The 24,610-nt window shown below is 53.1% G+C and carries 27 protein-coding genes and 1 pseudogene; 15 read left to right on the forward strand and 13 right to left on the reverse strand.

From position 1 onward, the window contains the following. The first annotated feature begins 49 nt into the window (after positions 1-49). Entirely contained in the window at positions 50-994 is a 945-nt protein-coding gene (glsB, locus tag B9Y90_RS07660) for a glutaminase B (protein WP_039293821.1), read from the forward strand. Positions 995-1,003: 9 nt separating this feature from the next. On the opposite strand, the gene B9Y90_RS27245 is transcribed toward glsB, so the two are convergent. Continuing rightward, positions 1,004-1,126 carry a hypothetical protein gene (locus tag B9Y90_RS27245; protein ID WP_254902675.1) on the reverse strand — a complete coding sequence of 41 codons (123 nt, stop codon included), beginning with the start codon at positions 1,124-1,126 and terminating at the stop codon, positions 1,004-1,006. A 316-nt stretch (positions 1,127-1,442) separates the two neighbouring features. Here B9Y90_RS27245 and B9Y90_RS07665 point away from each other — a divergent pair, with 316 nt between their 5' ends. From B9Y90_RS07665 to B9Y90_RS07685, 5 genes are all read left to right on the forward strand, one after another. Further along, positions 1,443-2,924, forward strand: a complete 1,482-nt coding sequence (locus B9Y90_RS07665; RefSeq protein WP_085540836.1) for a sensor domain-containing diguanylate cyclase — start codon at positions 1,443-1,445, stop codon at positions 2,922-2,924. A gap of 84 nt (positions 2,925-3,008) precedes the next feature. Further along, positions 3,009-4,061: a diguanylate cyclase gene (locus B9Y90_RS07670; RefSeq protein ID WP_176227852.1), complete on the forward strand. Its 1,053-nt coding sequence runs from the start codon at positions 3,009-3,011 to the stop codon at positions 4,059-4,061. A gap of 57 nt (positions 4,062-4,118) precedes the next feature. After that, a complete protein-coding gene (locus B9Y90_RS07675) occupies positions 4,119-4,619 on the forward strand; it encodes a GGDEF domain-containing protein (RefSeq protein ID WP_085540837.1) in 501 nt (166 codons plus the stop codon). A 228-nt stretch (positions 4,620-4,847) separates the two neighbouring features. After that, the gene (locus B9Y90_RS07680; RefSeq protein ID WP_085540838.1) at positions 4,848-5,372 is read left to right on the forward strand and encodes a GNAT family N-acetyltransferase; all 525 of its coding nucleotides are present in this window, start codon (positions 4,848-4,850) and stop codon (positions 5,370-5,372) included. Positions 5,373-5,464: 92 nt separating this feature from the next. Then, positions 5,465-6,400, forward strand: coding sequence for a zinc-dependent alcohol dehydrogenase family protein (locus B9Y90_RS07685; RefSeq protein ID WP_085540839.1), 936 nt, complete (start codon positions 5,465-5,467; stop codon positions 6,398-6,400). A 2-nt stretch (positions 6,401-6,402) separates the two neighbouring features. Here B9Y90_RS07685 and dsbG read toward each other — a convergent pair whose 3' ends face one another. Then, positions 6,403-7,149: a thiol:disulfide interchange protein DsbG gene (gene dsbG, locus B9Y90_RS07690; protein ID WP_441302649.1), complete on the reverse strand. Its 747-nt coding sequence runs from the start codon at positions 7,147-7,149 to the stop codon at positions 6,403-6,405. A 116-nt stretch (positions 7,150-7,265) separates the two neighbouring features. Here dsbG and B9Y90_RS07695 point away from each other — a divergent pair, with 116 nt between their 5' ends. The 3 genes from B9Y90_RS07695 to B9Y90_RS07705 all read left to right on the forward strand — a co-directional run bounded on the left by B9Y90_RS07695 (position 7,266) and on the right by B9Y90_RS07705 (position 8,854). Next, positions 7,266-7,748: a GNAT family N-acetyltransferase gene (locus B9Y90_RS07695; protein ID WP_085540841.1), complete on the forward strand. Its 483-nt coding sequence runs from the start codon at positions 7,266-7,268 to the stop codon at positions 7,746-7,748. Positions 7,749-7,759: 11 nt separating this feature from the next. Next, a complete protein-coding gene (locus B9Y90_RS07700) occupies positions 7,760-8,383 on the forward strand; it encodes an ECs1377 family protein (RefSeq protein WP_085540842.1) in 624 nt (207 codons plus the stop codon). A 78-nt stretch (positions 8,384-8,461) separates the two neighbouring features. Then, positions 8,462-8,854: a VOC family protein gene (locus tag B9Y90_RS07705; RefSeq protein WP_085540843.1), complete on the forward strand. Its 393-nt coding sequence runs from the start codon at positions 8,462-8,464 to the stop codon at positions 8,852-8,854. A gap of 9 nt (positions 8,855-8,863) precedes the next feature. On the opposite strand, the gene B9Y90_RS07710 is transcribed toward B9Y90_RS07705, so the two are convergent. Then, on the reverse strand, positions 8,864-9,334 hold the full coding sequence (locus B9Y90_RS07710) for an SRPBCC family protein (RefSeq protein ID WP_085540844.1): 471 nt from the start codon (positions 9,332-9,334) through the stop codon (positions 8,864-8,866). A gap of 56 nt (positions 9,335-9,390) precedes the next feature. Further along, positions 9,391-10,794, reverse strand: coding sequence for an MFS transporter (locus tag B9Y90_RS07715; RefSeq protein ID WP_085540845.1), 1,404 nt, complete (start codon positions 10,792-10,794; stop codon positions 9,391-9,393). A 140-nt stretch (positions 10,795-10,934) separates the two neighbouring features. On the opposite strand from B9Y90_RS07715, the gene B9Y90_RS07720 reads away from it, so the two are divergent. From B9Y90_RS07720 to B9Y90_RS07735, 5 genes and pseudogenes are all read left to right on the forward strand, one after another. Then, a complete protein-coding gene (locus tag B9Y90_RS07720; RefSeq protein WP_085540846.1) occupies positions 10,935-11,864 on the forward strand; it encodes a LysR family transcriptional regulator in 930 nt (309 codons plus the stop codon). A gap of 215 nt (positions 11,865-12,079) precedes the next feature. After that, positions 12,080-12,849, forward strand: a pseudogene (locus B9Y90_RS27250) (GAPES1 domain-containing protein); the annotation flags it as partial. 192 nt (positions 12,850-13,041) lie between these two features. Further along, positions 13,042-13,500, forward strand: coding sequence for a GGDEF domain-containing protein (locus tag B9Y90_RS27255; RefSeq protein ID WP_254902685.1), 459 nt, complete (start codon positions 13,042-13,044; stop codon positions 13,498-13,500). 129 nt (positions 13,501-13,629) lie between these two features. Beyond that, a complete protein-coding gene (locus B9Y90_RS07730; RefSeq protein WP_085540847.1) occupies positions 13,630-14,001 on the forward strand; it encodes a VOC family protein in 372 nt (123 codons plus the stop codon). 457 nt (positions 14,002-14,458) lie between these two features. Continuing rightward, positions 14,459-14,908, forward strand: coding sequence for a hypothetical protein (locus B9Y90_RS07735; protein ID WP_085540848.1), 450 nt, complete (start codon positions 14,459-14,461; stop codon positions 14,906-14,908). Between the two features lie 40 nt (positions 14,909-14,948). On the opposite strand, the gene B9Y90_RS07740 is transcribed toward B9Y90_RS07735, so the two are convergent. The 3 genes from B9Y90_RS07740 to B9Y90_RS07750 all read right to left on the reverse strand — a co-directional run bounded on the left by B9Y90_RS07740 (position 14,949) and on the right by B9Y90_RS07750 (position 17,284). Further along, a complete protein-coding gene (locus B9Y90_RS07740) occupies positions 14,949-15,959 on the reverse strand; it encodes a glycosyltransferase family 9 protein (RefSeq protein WP_085540849.1) in 1,011 nt (336 codons plus the stop codon). Between the two features lie 277 nt (positions 15,960-16,236). Next, complete coding sequence (locus tag B9Y90_RS07745; protein ID WP_085540850.1) at positions 16,237-16,896, reverse strand: DUF1345 domain-containing protein; 660 nt, start codon at positions 16,894-16,896, stop codon at positions 16,237-16,239. A 124-nt stretch (positions 16,897-17,020) separates the two neighbouring features. Next, positions 17,021-17,284, reverse strand: a complete 264-nt coding sequence (locus B9Y90_RS07750) for a DUF2798 domain-containing protein (RefSeq protein ID WP_085540851.1) — start codon at positions 17,282-17,284, stop codon at positions 17,021-17,023. 127 nt (positions 17,285-17,411) lie between these two features. Between B9Y90_RS07750 and B9Y90_RS07755 the strand changes: the two genes are divergently transcribed. Beyond that, positions 17,412-18,329 carry a LysR family transcriptional regulator gene (locus B9Y90_RS07755; RefSeq protein ID WP_085540852.1) on the forward strand — a complete coding sequence of 306 codons (918 nt, stop codon included), beginning with the start codon at positions 17,412-17,414 and terminating at the stop codon, positions 18,327-18,329. A gap of 75 nt (positions 18,330-18,404) precedes the next feature. Here the strand turns inward: B9Y90_RS07755 and B9Y90_RS07760 are convergent, their stop codons facing one another. The 6 genes from B9Y90_RS07760 to B9Y90_RS07785 form a co-directional block, all read right to left on the reverse strand. Next, a complete protein-coding gene (locus tag B9Y90_RS07760; protein ID WP_085540853.1) occupies positions 18,405-19,517 on the reverse strand; it encodes a M20 family metallopeptidase in 1,113 nt (370 codons plus the stop codon). Then, on the reverse strand, positions 19,517-20,272 hold the full coding sequence (locus B9Y90_RS07765; RefSeq protein ID WP_085540854.1) for a glutamine amidotransferase: 756 nt from the start codon (positions 20,270-20,272) through the stop codon (positions 19,517-19,519). Before B9Y90_RS07765 ends, B9Y90_RS07760 begins: the two co-directional genes overlap by 1 nt. Before the next feature lie 13 nt (positions 20,273-20,285). Next, a complete protein-coding gene (locus B9Y90_RS07770) occupies positions 20,286-21,365 on the reverse strand; it encodes a phosphotriesterase family protein (protein ID WP_085540855.1) in 1,080 nt (359 codons plus the stop codon). A gap of 3 nt (positions 21,366-21,368) precedes the next feature. Beyond that, positions 21,369-22,370 carry an ABC transporter permease gene (locus B9Y90_RS07775; protein ID WP_176227853.1) on the reverse strand — a complete coding sequence of 334 codons (1,002 nt, stop codon included), beginning with the start codon at positions 22,368-22,370 and terminating at the stop codon, positions 21,369-21,371. Between the two features lie 18 nt (positions 22,371-22,388). Then, positions 22,389-23,135, reverse strand: a complete 747-nt coding sequence (locus B9Y90_RS07780) for an ATP-binding cassette domain-containing protein (protein ID WP_172744463.1) — start codon at positions 23,133-23,135, stop codon at positions 22,389-22,391. A gap of 381 nt (positions 23,136-23,516) precedes the next feature. Next, positions 23,517-24,539 (reverse strand): LacI family DNA-binding transcriptional regulator, encoded by a 1,023-nt coding sequence (locus B9Y90_RS07785; protein WP_085540857.1) that lies wholly within the window; start codon positions 24,537-24,539, stop codon positions 23,517-23,519. Positions 24,540-24,610 lie beyond the last annotated feature (71 nt).

The raw sequence follows: 24,610 nt of genomic DNA on the forward strand, positions 1-24,610 counted from the left end.
TCGTTTTATTATCAGCCCGTGGCTCTGGTATACTTTTGCCGCTTAACTTATGCCTCAGGAGCGCACGGTGCCGGTTCAATTAAACAATCAGTTACTGGAAGAGATCCTCGACCAGGTTCGCCCTTTGCTGGGCCAAGGGAAAGTCGCGAATTATATCCCGGCTCTGGAAGAGATTTCCGGCAATAAACTCGGCATCGCAATTTGTACCGTGGACGGAGAATTCTTTAGCGCCGGGGATGCGGCAGAGCGTTTTTCTATTCAGTCGATCTCTAAAGTGCTGAGCCTGACGCTGGCGATGGGTCGCTACGATGAGGATGAAATCTGGCAGCGTGTTGGCAAAGAGCCGTCCGGCCAGCCGTTTAACTCCCTTTTGCAGCTTGAGCTTGAGCAGGGCAAACCCCGCAATCCGTTTATTAATGCCGGGGCGCTGGTGGTGTGCGACATGCTGCAAACCCGCCTTAGCGCGCCAAAACAGCGCATGCTGGAAGTCGTCCGTGCGCTCTCAGGCGCCGATGATTTAGTGTACAACACGCGCGTGGCGAGGTCTGAATTTGAACATTCGGCACGTAATGCCGCGATTGCCTGGCTGATGAAGTCATTTGGTAATTTTGAAAACGATGTGATTACGGTGCTGCAAACCTATTTCCATTACTGCTCGCTGGAAATGAGTTGCCTGGAATTAGCCAAAACGTTTTTATTTCTGGCCAATCAGGGGCGGGCTCTGCACATTGATGAGCCGGTGATCTCCGCTCAGCACGCGCGGCAGATTAATGCGTTGATGATCACCAGCGGCATGTATGACGGCGCGGGGGAATTTGCCTATCGCGTGGGGTTACCGGGGAAATCGGGGGTGGGCGGCGGAATTATCGCCAACGTACCAAATGAGATGTCTATTGCCGTGTGGTGCCCGGAGCTGGATGCGTCCGGTAACTCACTGGCCGGGACGGCCGCGCTGGAAATTCTCTCTCAGCGCATCGGGCGTTCTATTTTTTAACCGACGCGGTTATTGCAGTAATAATAATCCCGGTATGCGCAACCATAGCACGCCAACAAGGCTAACGGTGGCCAGCACGGCCAGCATTATGGCGGTGATGATGAGTCGTTCCGCCCAGGGTGTTTTACGCATTTCAGCTCCGGGAAATCCTACGTCTATGGACTATAAGGCAGTCACGTTAAACATCGGTTAAACCTGAGGCTGCTAATTATTCCCCGGCAATAAGTCTGAATTTTTAGCTACAAAGCCTGCCGCTGACAAAAGACGGCGGAGAAGGTGGCAAAAATTTAACTTATGGCTAATAGTTCATGCGGAACGCTGGCGAGTTGAGTGAATTTTCTTCTTTCTCTCAATGCCCTGGGTTGTTAGCGGGGCAAACATGCTAAGCTAATGCTTATTTTCGCAATCACCTGATGGCGCTATTTATTTTCAGCGGTGATGAATAGATATGAACCAGGATAGCATGGTTAATCGACCTAAGTTTTCATTCTTCTCCCCCGATAAAATGCTGTTAAATGCGATCAGTGTTTTTGCGCTTACCACGCTGTTTTACTTCTTTGGTGCTTCGCTACGCCTGGTTAACGATCTTTCGCTATTTTGGCCGCTGAATGCGGTGCTGGCCGCTATTTTCGTGCGTAACCCGTGGCTGAATAAAGCCGTTTATTATTTTATTTGCTACGCGGCAATGTTGATTTATGACGCCTTTACCACCCAGTGGGGCTGGCAGTCGACGATTATCAACTTCTCAAACATGGTCTTTATTGTCACCGCCGCCCGTTTATTGTTGCGTTATTCGCGTAATATGGATGAGAGTAACTGGGCGCTAAATGCCTTTAATATTTTCAACTTTTCGCTGATTGCCGCCATATTATCGTCATTATTTGGCGCCGTGGGATCGCTGGGTATCAGCGGCGATTACCATGAAAAATTTATGCCGCTCTACGCTGACTGGGTGAGCGAGCAGTTTTCAACCGGTGTGCTGATGCTGCCCTGTTTACTGACCGCAAGCTGGCCCTCCTGGCGTAAATTGTCCGGTATCGTGCCGTCAGACATGTATCCGTTTTTTTCCGTGGTGATTGCCGTTTGCACGGCGATGATTATCGGCGGAGCGGGCAGCCTGGCGTTTCCGCTCCCGGCGTTGATCTGGTGCGCCATTCGTTATCCTCTGCCAGTTACCGCGCTGCTAACGCTGATTACCGGCGGGGTGGAAATTGTGCTGGTGGCCCATGCGGCAATTAATCTCCATTCCGAACAGCCGCTGCTGTTGGTCGATCAAATGTTCTCCGCGCGCCTGGGCATTGCCACCATTGCTATTTGCCCGCTGATTGTTTCCATCAGCGTGGATGCCATTAACCAGCTGATTAAGCAGACTTCGCTGCGGGCGGATTATGATTACCTGACGGGCGTTTATTCCCGTTCCGGTCTGTTTGAAGCGCTCAAGCGCAGCGGGCGATATCAGCCAGTCCCGCAAGAACCGCTGCTTTGCGTCATGCTGCTGGATATCGATTTTTTCAAACGGATCAATGACAGTTGGGGCCACGAATGCGGGGATACCGTGCTGGCCTCTTTCGCCAGCAGAGTATTGAATACCGTCGGTGATCGCGGAATGGTGGCACGTATTGGTGGCGAAGAGTTTGTAGTGGTTTGCCGGGTTCGGGATAACAAGCAGGGTGTTGAGATTGCCGAGCAGATCCGCAAAACGATTGAAGTCAGTACTTTTCATTACGAAGAACAATCGCTGTTTATCACCGTCAGTATTGGCCTGGCTGAGGCGGCGCTGGGTAACAACACGCTGGAAGCAACCTTTAATCAGCTGATTCCCGAGGCGGATAAGTATTTGTATTTATCGAAGCGACAGGGGCGCAATAAGACCAGCGCGAGTAGCGTTCAGGCTGAAATGTTTCCGGCATCGCAGATGGACGATTCTTAATAGCCATGTTCACTTTGAATCCTTTATTATCGCGTAATACGCCGGTGCAGTTTGTCGTGGCAGGTTCGCCTGTCTGAGATATTTATGAGTCCATCAGAACCGAAAAAAAATGCCAGAACGCACGGCTCTCGCTTCGTTAATCGCATGTATATCATGCGTATGTTGGGAACGTTTCTGTGCTTCTTACCGCTCTTGTCGGTGCTGAATGAGCAACAGTCCTCCGTGCCGGTTGTAGCACTGTTAATCGTTAACGCCTTTGTCTGGCCGCACGTTGCGCTGTTAAAAGCGCGCTTTTCCAAATCACCCGTCAACAGTGAAAAACAGAACCTCGTCATCGATGCGGCAGCCGGGGGCTTCTGGATTGCGATGATATCGCTCAGCGCGCTGCCGTCGGTGGTGATTATCACTATTCTGGTTTCCGATCGGCTGGCTGCTGGAGGAAAACCGCTGATGAAGCGGGCGATGCTGGCAATCGTACTTGCGTTTGGGCTGACCTGGATAAGCCACGGAATGCCTTTTAGCCCGGCAGTTTCTGCCCGGACAATGTACGCCACGCTGCCGCTGATTGCGGTTTACACCATCGCGCTAAGTATGCTGACGGCTTCGATTGCGCTGAAACTGCGGGAAAAGAGCCGGGAACTGGAAAATATTGCCATGATGGATCCTCTGCTGGGGATCGCCAATCGCCGCCTGCTGGAGCGAAAAATCAGCAATGAGCTGGCGCGGTTGTGCATTGCCTGCGGCAGTTCGGCGCTGATGTTTATCGACATAGATAATTTCAAAGAGGTGAATGACCGTTTCGGGCATAAAGTCGGGGATGCCATTTTGATGGCCGTATCCGACGTGCTGCGGGTGGTGACGCGCTCAAGCGACACGCCGGCGCGCCTTGGCGGGGATGAGTTTGTGGTCCTGATGCCAAACACCTCCCTGGAGGAAGCTGAAGCTATTGCCCAGCGGATCCTGCTGGAGTCCATTAATGTTCGTGTCCTGCCTGAAAAGAATGCTTTCTGCACCTTAAGCATTGGGATTGCCTGCGCCACAAAACAAATGCCGGATGCCGCCGAGTGGTTAAAAGCGGCAGATGATGCGCTGTACAACGCTAAACGAGCCGGGAAAAACCGTATTTACGCCGCCTGAGCAATGATCATCTAAACTGTAAGCAGACCCTATGATGAGTCTGCACCGGAGGATGAGATGCTCGATCACACCATGACCGACGAGCTGACGGGGCTACTGAACCGTCAAGGCCTTATGTTTCTGGGGCAATACGCCATAAGCGGCGCTAACCGCCGGGCTGAGCCGCTTTCAATGGTGTTTATCCACCTTGACGGGGTGGCGCAAATTAACGACAGCTTTGGGCGTGAGCAGGGCGATCGCGCATTGGTCATTTTCTCAGAAATGATGCGCACTTCATTCCGTGAAACCGATCTGGTCGCCAGGCAGGGCGAGGATGAATTTGTGCTGCTTTTTAACGGCACAAATGAAGAAGGGACATTTATTGCCATGCAGCATCTGCAGGGCAAAGTGACCGACTTTAACCAGCGAGCAGAAAATCCCTGGACGCTCTCTTTAAACTGGGGAAGCGTGGAGTACGATCCTCGACGGCATCTCAGCCTTGAAGATGTGTTAGCTGAAGCTGAACGGGCGAAATCCTCAAAACCAGAGTGGCCAGGAACAGGTTATGAGAAGCTATAGACAACCTGAGCAATCATAATTCCTTATGGCGAGGTTCTGGACTTAATACGCGCCTCTGCGTGAGTTTCCATTCGCTGCGCCAGGTTCCAGGACATAGAAAGAAACTACTGCCAGTGGACCATCCATATATTTCCTGAATAGCTGGATCCGGCGTGACCGGGTAAGCTGGTCTATTCTCATATCCGGTAATATTTCAACATAGTTTTTAACCACTATTCAGGAGTCGCTGTGCCCGAGTATCGTATTCGTTCCCTGAAGGCCTGTGAATTTGCGGACGCCACCGCATCATTAACGGACGTGCTGATTGACTGTGTGGCTGGCGGGGCTTCGGTCAGCTTTTTGCATCCCTTAGCGCCGGAAAAAGCAGAGGCTTTTTGGCATGAGGTTGGGCAAAGTGTGGCACGAGGCGAACGCACAATGATTGTGGCGGAAGATGGCCTGGGGCGTATTGTCGGCACCGTGCAGTTGATCACCAGCCAGCCAGAGAATCAGCCTCACCGGGCAGATGTGGCTAAACTTCTGGTTCATCGTGTGGCGCGGCGGAAAGGTATTGCGCAGCGCCTGATGGCCTATCTGGAAGCCGTTGCCACCACGCAGGGAAAATCAGTTCTTGTTCTGGATACGGCCACCGGCAGCGATGCGGAAATATTCTACCAGGGTATGGGCTGGCAGCGGGTGGGGGATCTCCCGCATTATGCGTTAATGCCAGATGGCAGCCCGTGTTCCACAACGTTCTACTACCGAAATTTATGACGAAACAAGTGACGCTGTCACTTTATTGACGCGTTTTATGCTGATTCAGGCGTGATATAGTGCCTGCAATATGGCAGTTGCAGGCATTGAGTATGGAAAACGCAGCCCTCTGGTTCCGGCAGTTTGGTGAACCTGAACACGTCTTAACCCTCGAACAAACACCGCTCGTGCCGTTTATTCCCGGCACGCTCCGGGTGCGAATGCACTACGCGCCTCTTAATCCTTCAGATCTTATTCCGATAACCGGGGCTTACCGCCATCGGGTCTTTCCGCCTCGCATTGCCGGGTATGAGGGTGTAGGCGTTGTTGAACAGACGGATGCTCCGGAATGGATTGGCAAACGAGTGCTGCCTTTGCGTGGCGAAGGCACCTGGCAGCGATGGGTTGATTGCCCGATTCAGTGGGCTGTGCCTGTGCCGGACAACGTACCTGATGAGCTTGCGGCTCGCGGTTATATCAATCCTTTGGCGGCCTGGTTAATGCTTAAAAGGTGGCCCGTGGCGGGCAGACGTGTGCTGGTGACAGCGGCGGGGTCAACTTGTGCTGGTTTACTGGCTCAGTGGGCAAAAAGGCAAGGCGCTACGGAGGTTTATGGCGTTTACCGCTCGGCACAGCATCTTCCGGCACTACTAAAGTCGGGCGTTATCCCATTGAGCGGGGATGACGAGCATGGCATCGCCGAGGCCACTGGAAAAGTTGATGTTGTGTATGACGCCGTGGGCGGTGAGTTAGCCACATTGATGCTCGATCATCTCAATCCGCATGGAGCGTTGATTTCTTACGGTTTGCTGAGCGGGAAAGCCTTTTCTCCACGCGGAAAAAACGTCACCGCGCAGCGATTTCATCTGCGCGATACGCTGGCGGTGACGCCGGTTGAAGAGTGGCAGGACTGGTTTAGCTCACTCTGGGAACTGCTGCTACAAGCGCAGCAGCCCGATGTGGCAGTGTTCGCTCTGGAGGAATGGCGCCAGGCGCTGGCGCTGTTCCGTGAACCGGGTCGCCAGCGCAAACCGCTGCTGAGGCTATAACGTTATTGATCGCCGAGGATGGTCTTCAGCGTTTCGGCATCCGGCATGCCCTGATGCTGCTGCAGGCGGCCTTCGGCGTTAAGATAATAAATTGACGGCGTGGCGTTGCCGCCGAGGTCGTCCATCAGCGTCAGGTTATCTTTTAGGGCTTCACCGATAACCGGATCTATTTTCTCCGGTTTTTGCAGCGCCAGCTTGCCTTTACTGTTTTCATAGTCGGCGAGGGTTTTGGCCGGATCTTTCGACATCATAATTGCGGCCGCTTTTTGCCCGCTGTCCGGGCGCAGCATCCCGACGAGCAGTACGCGGAGCTGAACTTTACCCGACTTCAGCCAGGGCTGAGCCTGTTCCCAGAACTGGGTGCAATACGGGCAGTACGGATCGGCAAATACGTAGACAATGCGCGGGGCTTTTTCGCTCCCGGCAGCAATCCAACGGTGTTTCTCAAGATTTTGCCACATGGCTTTGGCCATCGGCGCATAGACAAATTTCTCGACTTCCGCATCGCTCAGATTTTTCCCCTCGGCATCGACCAGGTTACCCATAATGGCGTGCTGTTTATCCGGCGTCAGGTAAACGGTTGTACCTTGTCCCTGATATTGCATGGCGTAACCCTGCAGATCGCCCGGGGCTTTAAATTCCCCTTTCAGTTCGAAGCCTTGTTTTTCCAGGGCTGCTATTGGGGCGGGCAGTTTAACCTCAGCGGCAAAGGCCGGGGCATTAAAAAGCAGGGCCAACGAAACGGCCAGGGCAGATGTTTTTTTCATCGAGTGCTCCTTAATTAAATGTTATTTTTGTCAAAGGGTAACATTCCTTTTTGCGTTAAGTCATCAGGCATACTTTCCTTAAAGTAACGGAGCATTTCATGATGGTCAGACGAGCAACGCTTAATGAAGCTCAGGCGCTGTGGGCAATAAGAAACGAGGCCATTCGTTTTGGCTGTCGGGACACTTATCCGGAGGATGTGCTGGCCGCATGGACGCCAGATGAGATGCCCGAGGGTTACCGAAATGAAATTATCAATAATCCCTTTTTTGTCGCGGATAATGAAAATGGCGAGCCGGTAGCCACGGGGTTTTTGGATCTGAAAAATGGTTCAGTTGAAGCCATTTTTACCCTGCCGGCATGGACTGGCCGGGGGCTGGCCAAACAGATTCTTCAGGCCATCAAGCAAGAAGCCAGATCAAGGGGAATGAGCCGACTGACGCTTTCTTCCACGCCAAACGCCCGCGACTTTTACCTGACGCAGGGATTTCGCGTGGTGAAAGAGGGGCTTTATCCCATGTCGCGAAGCGGCACACTGCTGCGCTGCTATGAGATGGTTTGCGAACTGGATCCTGAAATGTGAAAGGTGCCTGCATGAACGACCGCATCGATTACCAGATTGAAAAGTACAGTTTCACCGAAACAGAAGCGTCTCCGCGCATAAGCCGCCAGTGGGAGGAAGTCCAGGAAGAGTTTCAGCGGGAGCCTCAGGATGCGGAACAGCGCCTGCGCCTGGCATTGCTGAACGTGGACTACGTGACTAGCTTCGAACTGCCTTTTCGGCTGCTGCTTCTGCGGGCGCCTCAGCTGATTGACAAACTGCGCGCTGAGCTTCAACTCAGCCAGAAGAGCGTGACGATCAATGATAATAAACGTGGGGAAGTTTACAGCATCAAAGACGATCTCAGCGCCGTGCCTGACGCCTTCCGCTATCGTTTTTCGAACCGTATACGCAGAATTGAGCCGGGCGGTACGCCAGCGACGGCCTACCAACAGATCGCGCTGCAGGTCAGAAACCCGAGAGAGCGGCTGAAAATCGCCCTCGAAGGCGGGCTTCAGGTCAATGCCCTGGATGGCCTGTTTTGGTTTGGGCTGCAGCGCATCGCCGCTGATATCTCCGTGCTGAGGCAAGCCGGGATGGCAATTATCACGGCAGAACGCATGGTCTTCGACAGCCTGACGGGGACGCTCCGCCCAATACCTGTCTACAGTTTGTAACCTGCAACCGCACGCTGAGGAAAATGACGAGAAAAGAATACCCTTAAGGTTGAGTGAACATCAGCACAGGAAAAAATGATGAACTTCAGCCATATGCGTATTGCCCGTCCGGTGAGCAGTCTTGAAAGAAGCCGGGATCTGTACTGCGCGGGACTCGGTCTTCAGCAAATAGCGCAATTTAGCGATCATGACGGTTTCAGCGGCGTGATGCTGGGGCGTCCGTCGCTGGGCTGGCATCTGGAATTTACGGTCTGCCAGCATCATCTTATTACCCCACGACCTACCGAAGATGACTTACTGGTGCTTTATGTGCCCGAGCGTATCGAATGGGAAGCTTCCTGCGCCAGAATGGCAGCAGCCGGTTTTACCCGGCTGTCTGCATTCAACCCTTATTGGGACGTGAAGGGCGCTACTTTTATCGATCCCGATGGTTATCGGGTTGTTTTGCAAAATAGCGACTGGTCACTCTAGCCTGCAACGTTAACGCCTCAGGCCTCTTGCATACTCAACCAGCTGATCGACAACGATATTCCAGCCCGTGAAGAAACCCATATCTTCATGGGCTTGCCGGGCCTCTGGCGTGCGGTGGCGGGCGATGGCCGTGTAGCGAGTTTTCCCGTTATCTACGTCTTCAAGCAGCAGGATAGCGGTCATAAACGGATTTTCTGCGGGCTTCCAGCCCTCGCTGTAAGCGTCGGTAAAGACCAGCTTGTGCCCGTCCACGATATCCAGCCAGACGCCATTGTTGCGCATCTCGTTCCCGTCAATGTTAAATACGGTATTAAACCGCCCTCCAACCCGAAGATCTATCTCACAGGCCGAAACGCTATGGGGGCGGGGAACAAAAAACTGTTTTAGATGCTGTGGTTGGGTCCAGCACTCCCAGACAAGCTGTCGGGGCGTGTCGATCACTCTTTCCAGAGTTAAGTCAGTTTTCGCATCCAGATTCATGGTGTTTCCTCGAGGGATATTGACCTCTATAGCCTGGCTGAAGATCATTTTCTCAGCTAAATATTTTGCTGTTTGGGTTGCCTGGTACGCAGGCCACTTAAGCTTATGGCTAGCAGCGTTGCACCTGCAGCAACCCAAAGACTGAGTCGAATCGCCTGCGGCTCCTGCCATATGGCGTTGCCGTAAATGGCCAGAATAATACCTACGATCGCCGCGCCCAGGCATTGGCCGAAAGTCCGCATAATGGCCAGTATGCCTGAGGCATAACCGCTGTTTTCCCGCGTGGCGTTTGCCATCATTTCCCGGTTGTTGGGGCTCTGGAAAATACCGAAGCCAATGCCGCACACCAGACTACGTAAACCGATATCCCATGCCTGTGCGTGGGCCGGCAGCAGGGCTAAAAGCACCAGTCCAACCGTAAACACGCCTAAGCCTGTGGTGGCGATAAGCGCAGGCGAATGCTTGTCGGCAAGCCGACCGGCACGCGGTGCTGCGAGCATGATCCCCACGGGCCAGAGCGTAAAGAGCAGGGCGGAGGCGAATGCGCTGTAGCCATAAACGTTCTGGAATAAAAACGGCAGAGCGACAAACGTTATCCCTTGCCCGATGAACGAGGCCAGCGACGTTATGGCCGCCAGCGAAAACCGTGAGGAAGCGAACAAGGTCAGCGGTAGCACGGGCTGTGCGGCGCGACGTTCACGCCAGACAAAGGCAGCGCCGGAAAGCAATGAAATGACGCTGTAAATCAATGCCGACATCATGCCTTCACTTTTGGTAAAACTGTCGGCGGCCATGATCAGCGAGCCCAACAGCAAAGCAGACAGAAGCGATCCTGCATAATCAAAGGGTTTAGGGTTGGCGGCTGCAACACCTGGCAGCACGCGCAGGCTCAGTACAAGCGCCACAATGCCTAACGGTATATTAACGGCAAACAGCCATTCCCAACCCAGCGTGGAGAGCAGCGTCCCGCCAAGCAGCGGAGCAATGGCCGTGCTGGTGGCGATGAGAAAGGCATTTAGCCCCAGGATCCTGCCGAGCAGGCGGTTGGGGAATACCGAACGAAGGATTGCCGGAGAGATACTTAGCACTGCCGCGCCACCGATTCCCTGTAAGATCCGCATTATCACTAGCATATTCAGTGACGAGGATAGCGCGCAGCCCGCAGAGGCCAGGGTAAACAGGCCCAGCCCGAAAACAAATATTTGCCTGAAGCCCAGTCGGGTCGCCAGCGCGGCGAAAATCGCCAACGTCATGGCGGCGGCCAGCAGGTAGCCATTTGCCACCCAAACGGCATCGCTCGCAGGCACGCCAAGCGCTTTGGCGATAGTCGGCAGCGCGATGTTCACCATCGAACCATCGAATACGGCCATCGTCACGGTCGTCATTACGGCAAGCATTGCCATCAGGCGCTGGCGACCGGGTAAACCTTCATCGCCTGGCTGGGTTGAAAATAATTCCATCATGGTTCCTTACCGCGGCGCGGCACTCAGTATCAGGTTGTCAGTGCAGCAAATATAGTGATACTTAAAGACAGGCGGAAGACGCACGATATGCAGTGTACAGTTGCATCCGACGCCATATCTCTTTACAGGATGCCAGAATGAACGAACCCGATCTGAATCTGCTGCTTGCGCTGGATACCTTTCTTGCTGAAGGGAGCGTGGCCGGCGCCGCCCGGCGTCTGGGGCTTAGCGCGTCGGCGATGAGCCGTACGCTGAGTCGTTTGCGGGCAGCAACCGGCGATCCTCTGCTGGTCAGGGCGGGAAGACATATGGTGCTCACACCCTATGCCGAAGCGATTCGTGAACGTGCGAGAAACGCTGCGCTTGAGGCTCGAGCCTTACTGAGCCCCTCCACAGCAGAGTTATCCCTTTCCACGCTGACATGCGAATTTATTATCAGAGCCAATGACGGCTTTATTGAGGCATTTGCGCCGTCGCTTATCGCCGCCGCAGCGGCAGAAGCGCCGGGTGTTCAGTTGTGCTTTACTTCGAAACCTGAAAAAGGTCCGCGTCATCTGCGCGAAGGCCTGGTCGACCTTGAAATTGGCGTAATGGGCGAAATGGGCCCGGAAATACGGCTTCAGGCGCTGTTTCGCGATCGCTTTGTCGGTGTCGTTCGGGCCGGACATCCATTGGCCGGGTTCTCTGAGATAACCGTAGAGCAGTATCTCGCCTATGGGCACGTGGTGGCCTCTCGTCGTATCCGCTCCACGCACGGCTCCGTCGATGAGGCGCTGGAAAAAAGGGGGCTATCACGAAAAATTGCCGCAGTCGTGCCGGGATTTCCGGCGTCATTAAAGGTGGCGCAGGGGTCCGATCTGATTGCCCTGGTTCCGTCTTCTTTCCTGCTTAATCAACCGGTTCGTGAGGGGGAGGGCGATACCGCCAGGCTGGCAATGTTTGAGCTGCCGGTGAATACAAGCCCGATCGTCGTTTCTCAGATGTGGCATCCACGCTCAGAGGCTGATCTCGCGCACCGCTGGTTACGCAAGCTCGTATTGAGCGTCTGTCGTACCCTGGTCCCTTAATTGACACGCTGCAACCAGGAATTTTCTACCTGCCAGGTCATCGCCGTCTTATCGCTATGCTATACTCGGGCCTACCTTACAAGTGGGATTTCTCAAGGGATTACACCGTCTTGTCGCCGCTAAAATATATCAACACCATTATACTTATCGTTATTTTGACGACGGTTGTTTTTGCCGGGTTTGTACTGCGGGAGTACAGAAATCTGGAAAGCTATATGGGGTATATTGCGGAAAACGGGAAATCTGCACTGTTCCACGAAGAGTATATCAACCAAAATATTGCCTTCCGTCTATCTCGTGCATTTTCTTCTGCACCCTCAGGGGTTAATTCGGCAGGAGATAAAATTATTGCAGTATGTCAATATGCTGAGTCGCTCAATGGTGTATATGGTTTAAACCTTGCCAGCCAGAAACTCCCCGAGCTGAGCGGCACCTTGCAAACGCGCAATCCTTCCTGTGACAGTTGGGCCGGTGATGTGGCCTCTCTGACGATGGTGCAGAGTGGCGCATCCGGTGCCGTGTCTAAATACAGTTTTTCTAACTACAGTGGTTATGTTTTCAATAATATTCGTTATTACATTGACCTGAAAAAAACTATATCTACATTAATAAAATTGTCGACACTAATCATTATACTTTTAATAATTGGCTGGTCAGTGAAAATGGTCGCATAGATATCGATCGAAGCGCAAGGTCCATTAACATTGATGAGGCTGCGCTTGCTGACCTGCGTATGGGAGAAAATATTGTTTCTCACATCTATAAAGATGGTTATACGCGGAAGAATATTATTAGTATGATTACGCCGGTCTTTCAGCGTCAAGATATAAAAGGGCTGTTTATCACCGATATTAATATTGATGATTTGGCCACCTCATTTTATACGTCGGAAAGACCTTTGCTTTGGCGTTTTTTGTCACTGTACGTCACTGATAATGCGACAGGCGATAAGATTACTTTCCATCGTCCGGCGCTGAAGTCGTTCACGCCCATTACCTATGAAGAGAGAATCACCCGTTACTATACGCTGCATATTAAGCTGGACGGCATTTACTTCCTGCTCGCTATTTTCTGGCTTATTGCCCTCTATGTCGGCGGAACCTGGCTGCTTTGTCGCTACGCCAGAAAGCAGCTCAATCGCCACCGGTCGCTGTCTCACGACAATATGACCGACGCGATGACGGGGCTATATAATCGCAAGGTGCTGACGTCCTCTCTGGAACGGAAGATCCAGGGACTGTTAAATAACAATATCGCGGTTACGGTTATTTCTATTGATAGCGACGGTTTGAAGAGAATTAACGATACGCTTGGTCACGCGATGGGAGACCGGGCTATTCAGTATTTGGGCAGGGCGCTGGCGCAATCTATTCGTAAGAGCGATTACGGTATTCGCCTTGGTGGCGATGAGTTTAGCCTGATCCTGATTGATTACAGCCTGATCAAATCTAACGAAGTGATTGCACGTATTCAGGATTACCTGCTGACGATTGACGAACAGAAAATGGTCGCTTTTTCCTACGGGAGCTACCAGATGGCGGCCGGTGATACCTTAGCAATTGCGCTATTGAAAGCAGATGAATTGCTGTATCAGCATAAGCGTAATAAATATGGGGCAAACGGCTCCAGCCGATAAGCTTTGTGCGAGGCTGACCGCCCGGATATGATGAGTTCACTCTGGCACCGTCCGGCATCAAAATGAAATGCATCAGTTGCGGCACCGTCTGCATTGATGGCCACATTTCAGTCAATCACGAGGTTGAGAATGGATTTCACTGTGGGATTTGGCCGCATAGCGGCCGTGTTGCCGGTAAAAGATATGCAACAGGCAATCGCTTTTTACGTAGAGGGCTTAGGCTTCAGCCTGACGTTTAAAAATGGTGATCCGGTTGGCTTTGTTATCGTCAAGCAGGGGGGAAGTGAGCTCCATTTGACGTTACAGCCCCGGCACAAAGCGGCGAATTTTCCGGTGGCACATCTTTTGGTGGATGACGCCAGTGCGCTGTTTGCACTTTGCCAGCAGGCAGGCGCCAGGATCATTAAGGGGCTTCAGGATAAAGATTATGGTCTGCGGGCATTTGTGTTTGCCGACCCTCACGGGAACCGGATAGACGTTGGGCAAAGAATAGAACGTTAAGATCGGATAGCCTGAATCAACAACAAAAAGCCGCTGGTGGATTCCGTCAGCGGCTTTTTAGTGGAGGGGAATTATCGCCATATGGATTGTCAGGTGAATAAAAACGCTACCATTCATTAATGATCATCACCGTATCTGCTGAAAGTTTAATTTTAGTCACTTTCGGCGGCAGAGGCTTTGGCAGAATAGTCATTCTCACATCAAAGTTCCCGCTGACAGAAGCCATGGACATTTTGAAGGGGATGAAAAAGCAGAACGCCAGAAAAAGTTGTTTCATATTAATACTATTTGTTTACTTTTATTTAAAATCAATGGATTGGTCAAAATTATATCATATATGATGCCGCCGGGGGAATGCCTGTTGGCTTCCCGGCACATCAAAGGGTGTGTCAGACAGGGAATGTAAAACGATATAAATAAGATAATTCAATGATATTTAAGGCAAGGGGTATATTTTATGAAGTTTACATCGCGACTCGTCAGGCTGTTACTGGTGTTGACATTTTTCTTGTCCGGTTCGTCGTTTGCGGCCACCGAGCAGGAGATGGATGCGAATCTGGATCAGTTGTTCAGCTCTCATCAGAACTATCATGCATTTTTCGATAACTTCAAAACGCAGGTCGTTGCGCAGAATAAAACTGAAGTGGCAAAGCTGGTTTCATACCCGATAAAGGTCACGCTGGCGGGTAAAAAAGTGCAGATCAAAACGCCACAGCAGTTCATTAAAAATTATGATGCTATTTTTACACCCGATTTGGTGGCGGCAGTAAAATCTCAGCTATATCAGGATCTTTTTGCAAATTATCAGGGGCTGGCCATCGGCAAAGGGCAGATCTGGTTCTCCGGTATTTGCCAGGATAATCAATGTAAGAAATCAACCGTACTTGTTATCGGCATCAACAAATAATCCTGGGCTGGCCGTACTATTACGGCCAGCTTTTCTGGCGCTATACAGCGGAAAGATAGCGCCGGTAGTTATTCTCAATCTCTTTTAGCAACTCGCTATCTTCACTTTGGTGCAACAGCACAGAGCGCTCAGTGCCCAGATCAACGCTTTTACACTGCGGGTAATAAGCCGCCCGCAGCGCCGGTTTGATGGCGTTAAAATAAGCTGTTGTAGGCACCTCAAAGGCTGCGGCAATATGCAAAGCCGACGAATCACAGGTATAGACTTTACTGGCGTGGCGGATAATGGCGATAAAGTCTGCGGTATTTCTCGAGCGTGAAGAAAGATCGATAAACTGCGGGTGATCTATTTTGCCAAATCCTGCAACAGGCGCGCCGTGCTGCTGGTAAATGTGTTCTACAAATTCAACGAGCACCGCCGCCGGGATGTCGCGAAGCGGAGTGCTGGCACGGTGATTGAACAGTACGTAACGACCTTCCAGCGGAGAAACTTGCTCTGGCATGCCGTCACGAAGCCAGCGGTTTGTTTTTATCTCTTCGGAGACAGACTCAGGGGCAATGCCAAGGTGGCGCAGGAAAAAATCATGCATTTCCAGAGTGGCGAAATCCTCCCTGAAGAGCTGGTTCCCGGCGTCAATCAGCGCATCATATCCCGCCAGTGAAGTCAGTTCCTGAGGCATAAAATGCAGCTCATCGATCACGTTACCCGCGAGTTGATAAATTTCTTCTACATAAGCCTGGCAGGTATGAGGGCGCAGCACCGTCAAGTGAAGTTTAGGATTAATGGTTTTGATTGCGTGCAGCGCCGAAATACCCATCAGTGAATCGCCCAGCGTGACGCCCATCCCGTTGATAACACAGAGTCGCTGAACGCTGCGATAATCGAGTGAAAAGGGGGATAAGGCATAGTTATAAATGCCAGGCTGGCGCAAAGTCTGTAGCTGAAGAGTATTTTTCAGGTCGGGCGACAAGGACTCAAGATCGTAAGAGGCGACGAGCGTTTTATTATCCTGAAGCAAACTACCGACAAAAGTTTGAAGCGTAGGTGTCATGGGGTTCCTGAGACGCAACAGAAGTAGGACGCTGCTCCGGTAAACGCAGCGCTATGTACGTCTCTCACCTTAATGAGATTTATCCTGCTGTCAATTTCCAGACATCACACTACCAGGGAATCAATCCCATTTCATGTAATGCGCCTAAGATCAGGGCGATAGACATGCAAGCATCAAAGGGATTAGGCATCTTGTTTCACCTTTACGTGCGGCGACATTGGTTAAATTATAGACTGTTTTGTGCGGCGTTCATGAAATGTCTGCTTGCTCAAAAAAGTTAACTCAACAGCCCGGCTCCCACGTTAACGGACAGCCCCAAAATCGCCAGATTGAAGATAAACGAGATGACCGATTGCAGCAGGGTTATTTTGCGCATACCCGTTGTCCCGGTTGCCACATCCGCCGTTTGTGCGGCGACGGCTATGGTGAAAGAGTAATAAAGGAAATCCCAGTAATCTGGATCGCTTGGTTTATCCGGAAAGATCATCGGGGTGCTCTCTTTGCTGCGGTGCAAATAATGCTGATGTGCGTAGTGCATCGCGAAAGCACTGGGCAACAACGTCCAGGAGACGATCAGCGTCATTGCAGTAAGAACAATATGCAACACCAGCGGAGTTCCTGACAGAGAGCGCAACGATGGCAGTTCGCTCATGATAGCCACAAGGCTGGCCATGCAGGCAAAGATAAGCAGGCTTAACACGAGCGCGGCACTTTGGTCCTGAACTCTGGCTATTCGCGGGATGTCACAGACTGCCGTTCGCAGCATGCGAAACCAGATAAAGATCAGGTAAAGCCAGGCCAAAACGTTCCAGCCGATCAGCAGCCTTTGTAGGGTACCTAGCTGGGCGGGAAGGGCGAAATAACAAACGACGCCGGCAGCCACTGAAATCAATAACCGCAAGCGGGCAAATATATGGGTTTTTAGCGCAAAAGCCATGAGATGTTTATTCTGCGGGACTTAGGTCAGTTAACTGTAGACGAAGGAAGAGATCAGGGTGTGCGCCGTTAAATATCTCTATCTAACGGCGCAAAAAAACTGTTTGCCCGGCAACATGAATCTATCAGTGAGCGTGCACCGTCAATCCCACCAGGCGGATAACAATCGGGCGAACAACGAGGATACAGACAAAGGCCGCCGGCATCGCAACTTGATACGCATTCATCACATTTTCCATATAATGAGGCCCGATGCCGAATTCAGCCACTGTGATGACCAGGCTCATCAGAAACGCCATGATGGTCGCCATATACAGCGAAAAGACATAGGGTGACGTGCGCGGGGGAAAACGAAATCGGGTATTTTTTCTGATGACAGCCTTCGACATTGAGTTATCCTGTTTAACAAAGGTGAAAAACCAGCGGCTAACCTAACAAGCTAGTGACAAGAGCGGTAGAGCGGTTGTGATTTAATCATTATTAATTAAAATCAACGAATCAGTCGAAGGGGATCGTATGGACATGTTAGGGCTGATCGATAATTTTATCCGCGTCGTAGAGAACGGCAGTATCGCCTCAGCAGCGCGGGTTAAAGGTATGAGCCCGGCAGCGGTTAGCCAAAGTTTGTCCCGACTTGAAACACATTTGGGGGTGCGGCTGCTGTCGCGAACCACCCGGAGCATGACATTAACTGAGCAGGGTAGATGCTATTTCGAGCGGGTTCGGCATATTCCCTACGATATTGACCTTGCTTCGCAGGCAGTGTCGAATGGCAATAAACCTCAAGGCCCGCTTTGCATCGCGACAACGGCGGCGTTTGGCCGCTACGTGATAGCCCCCCTTATGCCAGCCTTTAAAAAGGCTTTCCCTGATATTGATGTCGAACTGATTAGCACTGACCGCAACGTTGACCATCGGCTGGAAGGCGTGGACTTGAGTATCCGCATCGAGGAGCAGCTCAACGATCAGCTGATCGCCAGAAAAATTGCTTCGTTACCCTTTATATTTTGTGCGTCTCCTGATTATCTGGCTAGCGCAGGCATCCCGCAGACCCCTGAAGCGCTCAGTCAGCATGCCTGCCTTGTTTTCCGCTACCCAACGGATGGCCGTTTTCTGCCCTGGACCTTTAGGCTTAATGGCCAAACAATTAACGTGAAACTCAATCCGGCTTTCGTTAGTGATGATATTGATATTATTGCAAAAATAGCAGAGAAGGGCGGCGGCATCGCCCGTCTTGCAAGCTTTATCGCTCAGCCGCTGATAGATAATGGGCAACTGCTTCCCCTGTTTTGCTCAGAACGAAGTGACGAGCGCTACGCAGAGCCTTCCCCGATGAATATTTATGCCTGCGTCAATGAACGCTCCGCACTTACTTCAAAAGTAAGAGCCTTTATTGAATTTCTGGAAGTGGCTGTGCGTGACAGGATGATTTAATAACATTGGACTCGTCGCACAGCATCGGTTTTAAGTGACGTTGTCACTTATGTTTTGCCTCTACCACTAACTGTTTTACGCCATCCAGTCGCTAATAATCTCTCCGTACAGCTGCTCCGCCTCCTCCAGCCGACTGAGCAGACAATACTCGTCGGTTTGATGAGCCATCGACGGCTCGCCGGGGCCTAGAATAATACAAGGTGGATTCCCCAACGCAGGCAGCAACAGAGAAGCGTCGGTAAAGTATGGCACTACGCGAGGCTCAAGCGGCCTGGTGTGCAGTGGCTGGCAGCGCTGATAAACCTGTTTTATCCACGCGTGTTCTTGCTCGCTGAGTACTGCGGGCAGATCGACTAACGTCGACACTGTGACGCTCTCACCAAGCAGCGTAGTCAACCGCTGGCGGATGGTGGCGTGCTGTAAATTGGGCGCGCTACGGATATCAACATCGAAATGCGTGTGGTCCGGCACGGAATTTATATTTAGCCCGCCGTGAATACATCCGACATTCACCGTGGGCTGCTTCATTAGTGGATGCGGCGCGCCCGGCGAAAAATGTTGGATTTTACCCAGCGCATCCGCCGCCAGATAGATAGCATTAATGCCCAGCTCCGGCATCGCGCCGTGGGCTGTTTTCCCCCGAGTTTCACAGCGTAGCCAGAGGGCGCCTTTATGGCCGATAACCGGATAGTTAGCGGTGGGCTCACCGACAATAAGCGCGCCCACGTCTGGCAACTGCGTGGAGTCAATCAGTGCCCGTGCACCGTCGCAGCCGGTTTCTTCTCCGCCGGTAATTAGCAATAACGCGCCGCGTCCGGCGAGGATCGTTTCCCGCAGCTTAACGCAGGCCACGGCAAACGCGGCTATTGCCGCTTTCATATCGCTGGATCCGCGGCCATAAAGACGCCCGTCTTCAATCTGCGAGCCGAAAGGATCGTACTGCCACCGGGTATTGCCCAGTGGGACGGTATCCAGATGTCCGGTGAAGGCCAGCGGTTTACCCAGATTCGCTCCGGGCAGCCGGGCGATAAGATTGCAGCGCCCCTCGCCGAATGATGACAGCGAAACGTCAAAACCGTTATCGCCAAGCCAGCTGGCAAAGAATCGCATGCAATCTGCTTCGCTGCCTGGCGGGTTAATGGTGTTGAAGCCCAGCAGTTGCCGGGCCAGGTGCAGGGTGGTGACCATCAGCGATGTTCCGTCAACCAGTCAAGGCAGTTAATCCATAGCTGGCGATAGCCGGGCCATCGAGCAAACTCTTCCGGCAGCCAGTGTGCCGACATATCGCTGGTCCACACCAGCGAGCGGCCCTGAAGATATTCGCGAATAGCCAGCAGCGGATGACCGGTACCCGCAACGGTTGCCAGCAGTTTACCTTCCGGATGCATTTCAACTTCGTTATAGCCCAGCAGCCACGGCCATTCGCCTGGAATATCGTTAAACACGCTGTGGGGTTCCGTCACTTCAGGATAGCAACCCTCCGGGGTTTCAATACGGTCGTCCCATGCCAGACAGCGGACTGGCAAAACAGTCTCTACTGCAGTATGGCGATAGCGCGCACCGCCGTTAATGCCCTGGAAGCTGTAATATCCGCCAATCATCATCAGCGAGCCGCCGCCGGCCACGTAGTCATGCAGAAGCGTCAGACGGTTGGCGGTTCGACGGCTTTTCAGCCAGGTATCCGGGTGCAGCAGCAGCGTATTGGCGCCAATGTCCGAGAGAATAATCGCATCCCACTGCTGCAGCGCTTCCAGCGTCAGCGGGAAGTCTGTCGCTGCCGCGTGGGCGGACATATAGGTCACGGCGTAGGGACTGTCCGCCAGCGCTGCCAAAAAATCCGTTGCTCCGGTGTGCCAGGTGGCGGTGGCAAACTGGTCGAAACCTTTAACGTGCGTTGACGTGCTGGTCCAGGATTCACCGACCAGTAAGATTTTTTTCTTCATTATGATTTTCCTTTTATCCGCCAAAGACGCGTTGGGGATTTCCAATCAATAAGGTTTCAAGCTGCTCGCTGCTGATGCCGTGGCGTCGCAGACGCGGAACAAAATGTTTGAGTATGTAGCCGTAACCGTGACCGCCGTAGCGGGTGAGCATGGTTTTCAGGAAGACGTCCTGCGACAGCAGAATGTGCTGGATATAGCCGTCGTCAATCAGCTCACGAATCGCGCGGGCGTTCTCCTCGTCTGAGGGGGACTGTGCCGACTCGTCAGCGTAGTAATAGCTCATGCCGATCATGTCGTATTCGAGAAACGCCCCGCGCTGGGCCAGTTCGCGCTGGTAGCGCTTATCGGCAAAGCTGGGATTCATATGGCAAAGCACGGTATGGCGTAAATCGGCGCCTTCCTGTTCGAGAATATCCAGCACCCGATGCCCCAGTCGCTCCCAGCCGGGCAGATGAACTTCGATCGGCACACCTGTTGAGGCACTGGCCCGACCCGCAGCGCGCAGGGATTTCTCCTCATCTGGCGTAAATCGGCTTGAGACACCGATTTCGCCGATGAACCCGGCGAGCACCTCCGGTTTATTTTCCGCGCCGCCAAGATCGTACATCAGCCGCTCGGTCAGCTGTTCGACGCTGCTTTTTTTTACCCACTCAGGGTGCGAAGGTTCGAGATAGAGGCCAGTCCCCATAATAATGTTCAGACCGGTCAGACGCGCGATGCGCGCCAGCGCTTTGGGATCGCGGCCAATACCGATATTAGTCGGGTCAACCACCGTTTTTCCGCCAAGGGCTCGATATTTCATCAGCTCGTCAATAGCAACATCGACATCAAACAGCTGGCAGTTATCGCGGCTCATCAGCGGATTCAGCGACAGTTCGCCGAGGTTCTCCATTTTCACAGGCATTTCGGCAAGATGACGATCGCTACAGCAGCAGGGGGGCACCCATTTGCCGGAGGCATCCAGCAGAATATGCTCATGCATCAGGGTCACGCCCATTTCGTTCACCGGCAGCGGGCCAAGCACCGTCATAACGTAACCGCTCCTGACGCCAAGCGGCAGCGGGGAAGGGTGACGAAAAATTGATCCTTTCATCAACTATCCTTTCGCCGTGGAGCGGGTCGGGTTGAGAATGCGGGTGTTCAGCCAGATAGCCAGCAGGATAATGGTGCCGGTGGCTATCTGGGTGTAAAACGGCGAAATATGCGACAGGATCAGCCCGTTCTGAATGACCGCAATCGACAGCGCACCCAGCAGCGTGCCAATAATGGTGCCGAAGCCGCCAAACAGGCTGGTACTGCCAAGCACAACGGCCGCTATGACCTGCAGCTCAAAGCCTTCGCCCTGGTTGGAAGAGCCGCTGCCGAGGCGTGCGGTAATGATCATCCCCGCCAGTGCGGCAGCAATTCCGCTGATGATATAGACCTTCATGGTGACCGCTCGGGTGTTAATGCCGCTGCGTCGTGCCCCTTCGGCATTAGCGCCGATAGCGGTCACGTAGCGGCCAAAGCGCATATGATTGAGTACGATATGTCCGCTAACCAGGCATAAAATGCCGATCAGTGCAGGCATGGGAATACCGACTACCCACGCGCGTCCTATAAAGGTAAACAGGCTGTCAGCCGGGATCGGAATCGAATAGCCCTGGGTGACCAGGAGCGCGATGCCGCGAACCACGGCGAGGGTAGCGAGCGTGACAATAAACGCCGGAATGCCTTCATAGGCAATAAAAAAGCCGTTGATTGCGCCCACGAACCCGCCAAGCAAAAGGCCACCGAGCATGACCACCGGCCACGGCAGCCCCCAGTTATTAAGGGCGATTGCCGAAAGCGCGCCGACCAGCGCAAGGGTAGAGCCCACCGACAGATCGATACCGCCTGTGGTAATGACCAGGGTCATTGCCGTTGCGACTATTAGCAGCGGGGCGCTCTGACGGATAATATTCAGCCAGTTGGTGCCAGTGAGAAAGTTGCTGGTGATCAGCGAAAACACCACGCAGCAGAAGACGAAAAAGAGCGCAATGCTGACTACGCCTGAGTGGTTATGCAGCAGGCGGCGCGGCAGCGAATGTTGGATCATGCGGGAGCTGCTTAAGTTCATGATACTCATCCTGTTACCTCAATGTGCAGCCGCAGAGTGGGCGGTGAATTTTTCGCCCACAATCAGGTTAACAATATCGCTCAGGCTGGTGTCGGCCACCCGTCTGTCGGCGACGTTGGTACCTTCATACATCACCATGATCCGGTCACAGACCAGGAACAGGTCCTGCAGGCGGTGGGTAATAAGAATCACGCTCACCCCGCGGGCGGAAACACGGCGGATGAGCTCGAGAACCGCTTCGACTTCCGCGACGGCCAGCGCGGCGGTGGGTTCATCCATGATCAGCACTTTCGGGTCAAAGGCCGCCGCGCGCGCGATGGCAATAGCCTGGCGCTGGCCGCCGGAGAGATTTCGTACCAGCAGTCGGGTGTCAGGAATGGAGATCCCAAGTCCTTTAAGCATCTCCCTGGCGTCGGCGTGCATTTTGCCTTCATCGAGGAAGGGGATACCCAGGACCGATTTCATCGGCTCGCGGCCCATAAACAGATTGCCCGCGACGTCGACCGTGTCGCACAGCGACAGATCCTGATACACCATCTCGATATGGCAGCGGCGTGAATCGGCTGGATCGGTAAACTGCTGCTGTTCACCATCGATACGGATCGTGCCGCTGGAGGGGATAACCGCGCCAGAGAGCACTTTGGTCAGGGTGGATTTTCCCGCCCCGTTATCACCGACTAAGCCCAGCACCTCGCCTGGGGCGAGCGCAAGGTTGACTCCGCGCAGTGAGCGTATCGACCCGTAGGTCTTGGTGATATTGATCATCTCCACCCTTGCCGGGGTAGTGTGTGGCTGCTGCATCTGATAACTCCCATCGCTGTGGCAGGGAAATGCTCGCCCTCCTGTGGGAGAGGCTCTATCCGACACGGTTTACATTCTAGTAAACCGGTTTACCTGTGGAAAAGAGCACTCGCCAGTACAGTCAGGACAAACGCTATGTATGATATTTGTTCGCCAGGAGGAACATTGCAGCATCCGTGCCAGGGCAGGAACAACACGGCATCAACTTCACTTAGCAATATGTATTAACTAGAATTTATTCTTCACAGTATCGGTAAACCGGTTTACCGTTCGTGGTGACAGAATCGTGAGTTGAACGTTTTTTGCGCCAAAACTGGGCGCTATTTGCGCCATTTTGGAACGTGCTTAACGCTTCTTGATCGAGTCGCGACCAATCCATTCCACCGGCAGGCGGGTTTCCGCCGGGATGTCACGATCGTTGTTCAGCAGGCGCATCATGATGTTCACCGCGGTGCGGCCCAGCTCCCGGGCGGGCTGTCGGATAGTCGAAATCCTCGGCTGGGTAAAATCGGCGTAGTTGGCGTCATCGAAGCCGACCAACGATAGCGCCTCTGGCGCCTGAAGTCCGAGAGTGCGCAGGCCGTCCAGCAGACCGAGCACCAGATAGTCGCTGGCGGCAAAGACGGCGGTCGGGGGAGCCGGCTGGCTGAACAGGTACTGCAACGCCTGTTGGCCAAACTCGCGGTGGTAATCTCCGTAAATAACCCATTCGGGCGGCCAGCTCAGGCCAGCCTGCTCCATTGCGGTGCAGAATCCCTGATAACGCTCGCGGACGCTCATCAACTGATCCGGGCCACCGACGAAAGCGATGTGGCGATGCCCGGCGGCGATCAGTTGTTCGGTGGCGATCCGCCCGCCCTGGACGTTATCGGCAAACACTTTCGGTACCTTACTGCCGGGAATATCCTCATCCAGCAAGACAATGCGTTCGTGGCGCTGGAGCTCTTTGCGCAGCAGGCCGTTGTCGGGGCGGTTGGTGGTGAACAGCAGGCCGTCGACCTGACAGGTATCCAGCCAGCGGATGAACTGGCACTCTTTTTCAGGATTGTTACGGGTGATACACAGCACCAGGCTGAAACCGCTGGCAGAAGCGGCTTCTTCGGCGGCGTCGGCCAGTTCGGCAAAGAAGGGGTTGGTAATATCGGGCAGCACCAGGCCAAGCGTTTCGCTGCCACCTTTGCTAAGGCGACGGGCCAGGCTATTGCCACGATAGTCCAGCTCGCGAATGGCGGTTTCGATACGGTCAATGGTGTCCTGCGGCAGCACAATACTGTTGTTCATATAACGCGATAGTGTCGACTTCGACAGCCCCGCCAGCTTTGCCACATCGGATAACAATACGCGTTTTATGCTCATTGCCTGCGCCATTACTCCCAGAATCGGTTATCTGTAACATAGTTAATCGGGTTGGATACAGCGATTTCTCTGCTCACCACAAG

The sequence above is a fragment of the Cedecea sp. NFIX57 genome, from assembly GCF_900177785.1.
GTDB classification, from domain to species: Bacteria; Pseudomonadota; Gammaproteobacteria; order Enterobacterales; family Enterobacteriaceae; genus Cedecea; species Cedecea neteri_C.